This window comes from Rhodococcus sp. BUPNP1, assembly GCF_002215235.1.
GTDB lineage: Bacteria > Actinomycetota > Actinomycetes > Mycobacteriales > Mycobacteriaceae > Rhodococcus.
Genome location: NZ_NERM01000030.1, coordinates 44,222 through 51,928 on the forward strand (window position 1 = coordinate 44,222; position 7,707 = coordinate 51,928).

General features: G+C 67.5%; 7 protein-coding genes. 5 read left to right on the forward strand and 2 right to left on the reverse strand.

From position 1 onward, the window contains the following. Nucleotides 1-10 precede the first annotated feature (10 nt). On the reverse strand, nucleotides 11-1,141 hold the full coding sequence (locus tag B9C99_RS22165; RefSeq protein ID WP_088899364.1) for a thiolase family protein: 1,131 nt from the start codon (nucleotides 1,139-1,141) through the stop codon (nucleotides 11-13). Nucleotides 1,142-1,308: 167 nt separating this feature from the next. Next, nucleotides 1,309-2,655: an MFS transporter gene (locus B9C99_RS22170; RefSeq protein WP_088899365.1), complete on the reverse strand. Its 1,347-nt coding sequence runs from the start codon at nucleotides 2,653-2,655 to the stop codon at nucleotides 1,309-1,311. Nucleotides 2,656-2,958: 303 nt separating this feature from the next. On the opposite strand from B9C99_RS22170, the gene B9C99_RS22175 reads away from it, so the two are divergent. The 5 genes from B9C99_RS22175 to B9C99_RS22195 form a co-directional block, all read left to right on the forward strand. Then, entirely contained in the window at nucleotides 2,959-4,203 is a 1,245-nt protein-coding gene (locus tag B9C99_RS22175) for a CoA transferase (protein ID WP_088899366.1), read from the forward strand. Next, the gene (locus B9C99_RS22180) at nucleotides 4,200-5,393 is read left to right on the forward strand and encodes an acyl-CoA dehydrogenase family protein (protein ID WP_016693093.1); all 1,194 of its coding nucleotides are present in this window, start codon (nucleotides 4,200-4,202) and stop codon (nucleotides 5,391-5,393) included. The genes B9C99_RS22175 and B9C99_RS22180 overlap by 4 nt, the downstream gene beginning before the upstream one ends. A 42-nt stretch (nucleotides 5,394-5,435) precedes the next feature. Beyond that, nucleotides 5,436-6,593: an acyl-CoA dehydrogenase family protein gene (locus B9C99_RS22185; protein ID WP_088899367.1), complete on the forward strand. Its 1,158-nt coding sequence runs from the start codon at nucleotides 5,436-5,438 to the stop codon at nucleotides 6,591-6,593. A gap of 83 nt (nucleotides 6,594-6,676) precedes the next feature. Continuing rightward, on the forward strand, nucleotides 6,677-7,297 hold the full coding sequence (locus tag B9C99_RS22190) for an AIM24 family protein (RefSeq protein ID WP_026061324.1): 621 nt from the start codon (nucleotides 6,677-6,679) through the stop codon (nucleotides 7,295-7,297). A gap of 6 nt (nucleotides 7,298-7,303) precedes the next feature. After that, nucleotides 7,304-7,707, forward strand: a 404-nt coding sequence (locus tag B9C99_RS22195; RefSeq protein ID WP_143543583.1) for an AIM24 family protein, incomplete at its 3' end; no start/stop codon positions are given.

Sequence of the window (7,707 nt, forward strand, 5' to 3'; positions counted from 1 at the left end):
ATGAGCGGGATCAGAGAAGCTCGAGGATGGTGGCGTTGGCCATGCCGCCGGCCTCGCACATCGACTGCAGGCCGTAGCGGATGCCGTTGTCGCGCATGTGGTGCACGAGGCGGGTCATGAGGATCGCGCCGGAGCCGCCGAGGGGGTGGCCGACACCGATCGCGCCGCCGAGCGGGTTGAGGCGGTCGGGCTTCGCACCGGTCTCGACCTGCCATGCGAGCGGCACCGGTGCGAACGCTTCGTTGATCTCGAAGGCACCGATGTCGTCGATGGACAGACCGGAACGCTTCAGGGCCTTCTCGGTGGCGGGGATGGGGCCGGTGAGCATGACGACCGGGTCGTCGGCGGCGACGACGGCGGTGTGGATGCGGGCGAGCGGGGTCCAGCCCTGCGCCGCGGCGTATTCGCTGGTGGTGATGAGCAGAGCGCCGGCGCCGTCGGAGATCTGCGAGGAGTTGCCGGCGTGGATCACGCCGTCCTCCTTGAAGACGGTCTTGAGCTTGGCGAGCGACTCGACGGTGCCGCCGCGGCGGATGCCCTCGTCGGTGGCGAAGTCGCCGACCGGGGCGATCTGGCCGGTGAACGCACCTGCGTCGGTGGCGGCTGCGGACAACTCGTGCGAGCGCAGCGCGTACTCGTCGAGCTGAGTGCGGGAGAAGCCCCACTTCTCGGCGATCATCTCGGCGCCGATGCCCTGGCTGAAGCCGCCGACCTCGAAGCGGTCGAGCACGTTCTGCGGGAAGTGCTGGCCGTCCTTGCTGGCGCTGCCCATCGGCACGCGGCTCATGGACTCGACACCACCGGCGATCACGACGTCGTTCTGTCCGGAGATGACGGTCGCGGCGGCGAAGGACACGGCCTGCTGGCTCGATCCGCATGCCCGGTTGATGGTGGTGGCGGGCACGGTGACCGGCCATCCGGCCGCGAACACGGCGCTGCGCGAGACGATTCCGGCCTGGTCACCGACCTGGCTGACGCAACCCCACTGGACGTCGTCGATCGTGGCGGGATCGAAGCCGGCCCGCTCGGCCAGTGCGGTCAGCACGTGGGCGGACAGGTTGACGGGGTGGATCTCGGACAGTGCACCACCGCGACGTCCGATGGGGGAACGGACGGCGTCGACGATCACGGCATCGCGCATGCGAATCGGTCCTTTGCTGTTGCGGGACACGGTTGCCGGGCAACCGTGGTGGGGAAAAGACGACCGGCCGGGTGGTGGTCCTCACATTCGAGGAGACCATGCACCCGGCCGGTAGGGGAAAGTCTTTCGGCGGAAGCTTCCGTTAGGCGGAAGCTATGCCGAACTGGTCAGGCCGCGGCCCGGATGATCTTGCGGTCGCGTTCCGGGTTCGCCAGGAACAGGACCAGGATCGCGGCGAGCGCTCCGAGTGCACCGATGACCTGGAAGGCCGTTGCGTAGCCCTCCGCCGCGGTGGCGGCGTTGTCGACGAGGACACCCGTGCCGTAGGGGGCGACGAGGCCACCGACGGCCATGAGGGCGAGGAAGACACCCATCGTGCCGGCGGTCTGCTGCGGCGGGCACAGCTCGGAGATCGCGGCGTTGATCAGCGGGAACGCGATGGCACCGAAGCCGTAGCCGATGGAGACGACCGCGACGGCGAGAGCCGGCGTACCGATGGACGGGAGGAAGACCAGGATGGCACCGCAGATGAGCACGCCGACGGCGGGCACGATGATGCGGACGACCCGCGAGCGGTAACCCTTGGCGCTGAGACGGTCGGTGACCGTGCCCGAGCTGATCATGAGGAACAGACCGATGATGGACGGCAGGGCGAACATCGAGCCGGCCTGCAGAGCGCTGTAGCCGAGGCCGACCTCGAAGTAGGACGGCAGCCAGGTCAGGACGACGGTGGTGAGCGCGTAGACGACCATGATCAGGATCGCGCAGCTGATGAACGTGCGGGTGAGGAAGATCTTGTGCCACGGCACGGACGGCTCGGTCTGGGCAGCCGACGCGGAGGTCTCGGCGCCCTTGACGGCCTTGGTCGTGTAGGGGCCTTCCTTCCAGCCGAGGAGCCAGGAGCCCATCCAGACCGCACCGAGGACCGACAGCGAGATCAGCGCGGCACGCCATCCCCACTCGACGGTGATGAAGGTCAGGACCGGGGCGAGGGCGATCTTGGCGACCGAGGCGGAACCGGCCAGGAAGGCGCCGGGCAGACCACGCTTGGCCGGCGGGTGCCACGAGTACGCGGCGGTGTGCATGAGCGCCGAGCTCGGTCCTTCGGCGAGACCGAGGAACATGCGGGTGACGACCAGCATCGCGAAGCTCGCGCTGACGACGAGCGGCAGCATGACCACCGACCACACCAGGCCGAGGGCCAGCAGGGCCCAGCGGAGGGTCATGTACTTGTTCAGCGGCCCGGCGAAGAATCCGCCGACGGTGAATGTGACGAAGAACAGCGATCCGACCAGGCCGATCTGGGAGGAGCTCATGCCGAGCTCACGCGCCAGGGGCTGGGCGATGATGCCGAGGACGGCCTTGTCGGCGTAGTTGACGACGTAGAGGAAGATGACCAGACCGGTCATGCTCCACGCGCGGCCGGGGGTCACGAGAGGGGTCGAGCCGGTCGCCGGCCCACCGGGGCCGTCGGCGGCCGCCGACTTGTCGTGCGCGATTTCGCCTGTGGTCACTGGGAGTCCCTTCAGAACTCGAGCGGGGGTGTCCGACGAACGAACAATTCGTATGTCGCTGTCGGTGAGAACGTCACGCCTGGCGTCTGCATGTATTGAACGTGAGCCATGTCACCTGACGCAAAGAGCGGGAGACGAACGAATCGATCACTCAAACCTATGACCCATCACAAGGCACATTCCGGCTGTATCGAGTATTGGTCTGCGCTAACCGAGCGATAGCCGATCGGTGCTGTTCCCGGCGGCGAAACCTGGGCATGCTGGCTGTGCCCGAAACATTCTGCGACGACGAGCGAGCCCAGCATGAACTCCACCGCTTCCACCGACGAGCTGCCCTCGTCCACTGCGCCCCTCGCGGGAGTGCGCGTGGTCGAGGTGTCCAGCTTCGTGGCCGCACCGCTGTGCGGCATGACCCTCGCCGCCCTCGGCGCCGACGTGATCCGGGTCGACCCGATCGGCGGCGCTGCCGACTACCGCCGCTGGCCGGTCACCGACGACAACGAGTCGATCTACTGGGCAGGCCTGAACAAGGGCAAGCGGTCGTTCGCGGCGGATTTCCGTAACCCGGACGCGCAGAACCTGATCCGCGACCTGATCATCGACGCCGGAGTGCTGGTCACCAACGCCGCCGGCCGCTCGTGGCTCGACTACGACGAGCTCGCCACGATCCGCCCCGACCTGATCCACGTGCAGGTCCTCGGCCGCGCCGACGGTACCGGCGCCGTCGACTACACCGTCAACGCGGCCGCCGGCTTCCCGCAGGTCACCGGCGCCGAGAACGTGTCGACCCCGGTCAACCACGTGCTGCCCGCCTGGGACGTCTCGTGCGGCCTGTACGCGGCCCTGTCGGTCGCCTCGGCCGTCTACCGCCGCGAGATCACCGGTGCCGGAACGAAAGTCGTGCTCCCGCTCGAGGACGTCGCGTTCGCGACCGTCGGCAACCTCGGTTACATCGCCGAGGCCCAGCTCGGCCGTCCCGTCCGGGAGAAGGTCGGCAACTCCGTCTACGGCACCTACGGTGCCGACTTCGCCACCAGCGACGGCGCACGCTTCATGCTCGTCGCGCTCACGCCGCGGCACTTCCGCGACCTCACCGAGCTCACCGGCACCGCCGAGGCCGTGGCCGCACTCGAATCCGCCCTGGGCGTCGACTTCCGCGACGAGGGCACCCGCTTCGAGCACCGCCACGTGCTCAACAGCCTGTTCGGCGCCTGGTTCTCGCGCCACACCGCCGACGAGGTCGAGAAGGCACTGGGCGGCACCTCCGTCCTGCACGAGCGCTACCGCACCTTCGCCGAACTCGCCGCCGATCCGCGCGTGACCGACAATCCGATGTTCCACAAGCTCGACCAGCCGCGCATCGGCAGCTACCACGCCCCGAGCACCCCGATGTCCTTCGACGGCCGGTACCCCGAGGTCCGCCCCGCGCCGGCCAACGGTGACGACACCGCCGAGGTGCTCACCGAACATCTCGGGCTGACCGACGACGAGATCGACGCCCTCGCAGCTTCCGGCACCATCCGCATCTCCCACAAAGAGCACGCATGACCCGCCTCGCCCAGACCCTCGGTCTGACGGAATTCCAGTCCGAGATCCTCGACACGGTCCGCACCTTCGTCGACCGCGAGATCATCCCGAACGCTCAGGAACTCGAGCACTCGGACACCTACCCGCAGGCCATCGTCGACCAGATGCGCGAGATGGGCCTGTTCGGGCTGATGATCCCCGAAGAGTACGGCGGACTCGGCGAGTCGCTGCTGACCTACGCGCTGTGCGTCGAGGAACTCGCCCGGGGCTGGATGAGCGTCTCCGGCGTCATCAACACGCACTTCATCGTCGCGTACATGATCCGCCAGCACGGCACCGAAGAGCAGAAGCAGTACTACCTGCCCCGCATGGCCACCGGTGAGGTCCGCGGCGCGTTCTCGATGTCCGAGCCCGAACTCGGCTCCGACGTCGCCGCCATCCGCACCAAGGCCAAGCGCGACGCCGACGGCAACTACGTCATCAACGGCCAGAAGATGTGGCTGACCAACGGTGGCAGTTCCACCCTCGTCGCCGCCCTGGTCAAGACCGAGGAAGGCTCCGACAAGCCCCACAAGAACCTGACCACCTTCCTGGTCGAGAAGCCCGCCGGTTTCGGTGAGGTCGTCCCGGGTGTCACCATCCCCGGCAAGATCGACAAGATGGGGTACAAGGGCATCGACACCACCGAGCTCGTCTTCGACAACTACAAGGCCTCGGCCGATTCGATCCTTGGTGGCGAGCCCGGCAAGGGCTTCTTCCAGATGATGGACGGTGTCGAGGTCGGCCGCGTCAACGTCTCGGCCCGCGCGTGCGGTGTCGCGATCCGCGCGTTCGAGCTCGCCGCCCGCTACGCCCAGCAGCGCACCACCTTCGGCAAGCCCATCGCCCAGCACCAGGCGATCTCGTTCTCCCTCGCGGAGATGGCCACCAAGGTCGAGGCCGCCCACCTGATGATGGTCAACGCCGCGCGCCTGAAGGACTCCGGTGAGCGCAACGACGTCGCCGCCGGTATGGCCAAGTACCTCACCAGCGAGTACTGCTCCGAGGTCACCCAGGCCAGCTTCCGCATCCACGGCGGTTACGGCTACTCGAAGGAGTACGAGATCGAGCGCCTCATGCGCGAGGCTCCCTTCCTGCTCATCGGTGAGGGCACCAGCGAGATCCAGAAGACGATCATCAGCAAGGGTGTGCTGCGCAGCTACGCACTGTAAGGTCCACCCCCACAATCACATCCATCCCTGGAAGGACAACGCGTGAAGCGCACGCTGTACAACGAGGATCACGAGGCGTTCCGGCAGACCGTCCGCGACTTCATCGCGAAGGAGGTCGTGCCCGTCTACCCCGAGTGGGAAGAGGCCGGCCATCCTCCGCGCGAGTTCTACAACCGCATGGGCGAACTCGGACTCCTCGGCATCCAGGTTCCCGAGGAGTACGGCGGAGGTGGCGAGACGTCGCTGAAGTTCAACGTGATCCTCGCCGAGGAGGCGTCGGCGGCCGGTGTGTCGTTCGGTTCGTCGTCGGTGCACTCGAACCTGATCCTGCCGTACATCATGCAGAACGCCACCGAGGAGCAGAAGCAGCGCTGGCTCCCCGGGTTCGCCTCGGGTGAGCTGATGTTCGCGATCGCGATGACCGAGCCGGGCACCGGTTCCGACCTCGCCAACATCGCGACCACCGCGAAGCTCTCGGAGGACGGCAGCCACTACGTCCTCAACGGCGCGAAGACGTTCATCACCGGCGGCGCTCTCGCCGACCGCATCCTCGTCGTGGCCCGCACCTCGCCGTACAACCCCGAGGACCGTCGCGGTGGTCTGTCGATCCTGGTGGTGGACACCAGGAGCGAGGGCTTCGCCGTGGGGCGCAAGCTCCACAAGATCGGCCTCAAGACCTCGGACACCGCCGAGCTGTCGTTCGACGACGTGAAGGTGCCGGTCGCCGATCTGCTCGGCAAGGAGGGCGAGGCGTTCTCGTACCTGACGCAGAACCTCGCGCAGGAGCGTCTCACCATCGCGTTCGGCGCTGCCGCCACCGCGGCCGCGGCGATCCAGCACGCCATCGCATACACCAAGGACCGCAAGGTCTTCGGTAAGCCGGTCGCGTCCTTCCAGAACACCAAGTTCGTGCTCGCCGAGTGCTCGACCGAACTGCAGGCCATGCAGATCATGGTCGACAACGCGATCGAGCTCAACGACCGTGACGAACTGACGGTGCCCGACGCCGCCCGCGCGAAGCTGTTCGCGACGGAGGCCGCCGGCCGCATCATCGACAAGTGCCTGCAGCTGCACGGCGGCTACGGCTACATCACCGAGTACCCCATCGCCCGCCTCTACGCCGACACCCGCGTGACCCGCATCTACGGCGGCACCAACGAGGTCATGAAGACGATCATCGCCAAGGATCTGGGGCTGTAGGTCTTCTGTAGTTCTTCGGTGGAGTAGGCCCCGTTATCCGGGGTCTGCTCCACCGAAGTCGTTTCCGACTATCGTTTCCCGCCATGCGGCTAGTCGTGAAGACCAAGAGGGTGATCGAAGCCCACCTGAGCAATTCGTCCGTCCGCGCCCTGTCGGGGTCGATGGTGGCGTACGAGGGGCAGGTCGGTTTCAAGTCCGCCGGTTTCGGTGGCGGTGAGGGCGTTCTCGCCGGGCTGCGGCAACGCGCGACGGGCGAGGGGCTCTCGCTCATGGAGTGCAGCGGCACGGGCGTCGTCTACTTCGCGCACCAGGCGCAGGACGTCACGGTGCTGGAGCTGAACAACGAGACCCTGCAGGTCGAATCCGAGCAGCTGCTGGCGCTGAGCGGGAACCTGAACACGAACGTGACGTTCGCGGGCCTGCGCGGCGGCATGAGCGGCCAGGGCCTGTTCACCACGACGGTGACGGGGACCGGGCAGGTCGCGCTGCTCTCGGCCGGGGGCCCGCTCATCCATCTCGAGGTGTCGCCGCAGTATCCCCTCGTCGTCGATCCCGACGCCTTCGTGTGCGCGAAGGGTCAGCTCACGCAGTCGTTCGTCACCGACGTGTCGTGGCGCTCGGCCATCGGCCAGGGCAGCGGCGAGGCGTTCTCCCTGAAGTGGGACGGCGTGGGCGTGGTCTCCATCCAGCCGGCGGAACGGTAGGAACAGATGAGCTTCACGAAGATCAACGGCAAGGTCGTGCGCGTCGACCTGCGGCAGTCCGGTCCCGTCGTGGCCCGCCGCGGCGCGATGCTGTTCTACACCGGCAACGTCCGGTTCTCCCCCCACGGTGTTCCCGGTGGCGTCGGGGGCGCTCCCGGTCTCGGTGGTCTCGCCGGCATGGCGGGACGCATGCTGCAGGGTGAGCACGAGGCCACGATGCTGGCGCAGGGCGACGGCGTCGTGCACTACGGCTTCCGCGGTCTCGAGACGCACATCGTCGACATGTCCGCGGGCGGCGAGCTGCGGGTGGAGGCGTCGCGTCTGCTCGCCCACACCACCGGTCTGCAGTCCACGGTCGTCTCGGTGGCCGCGGCCTCTGCACCCTCCGCGGAACTGCTCGTGACGGCACG

Bases quoted from the DNA above. Each gene is read 5' to 3' on its own strand.
- B9C99_RS22165 (WP_088899364.1), bottom strand. From the start codon at position 1,141: ATGCGCGATGCCGTGATCGTCGACGCCGTCCGTTCCCCCATCGGACGT.
- B9C99_RS22175 (WP_088899366.1), top strand. From the start codon at position 2,959: ATGAACTCCACCGCTTCCACCGACGAGCTGCCCTCGTCCACTGCGCCC.
- B9C99_RS22190 (WP_026061324.1), top strand. From the start codon at position 6,677: ATGCGGCTAGTCGTGAAGACCAAGAGGGTGATCGAAGCCCACCTGAGC.
- B9C99_RS22180 (WP_016693093.1), top strand. From the start codon at position 4,200: ATGACCCGCCTCGCCCAGACCCTCGGTCTGACGGAATTCCAGTCCGAG.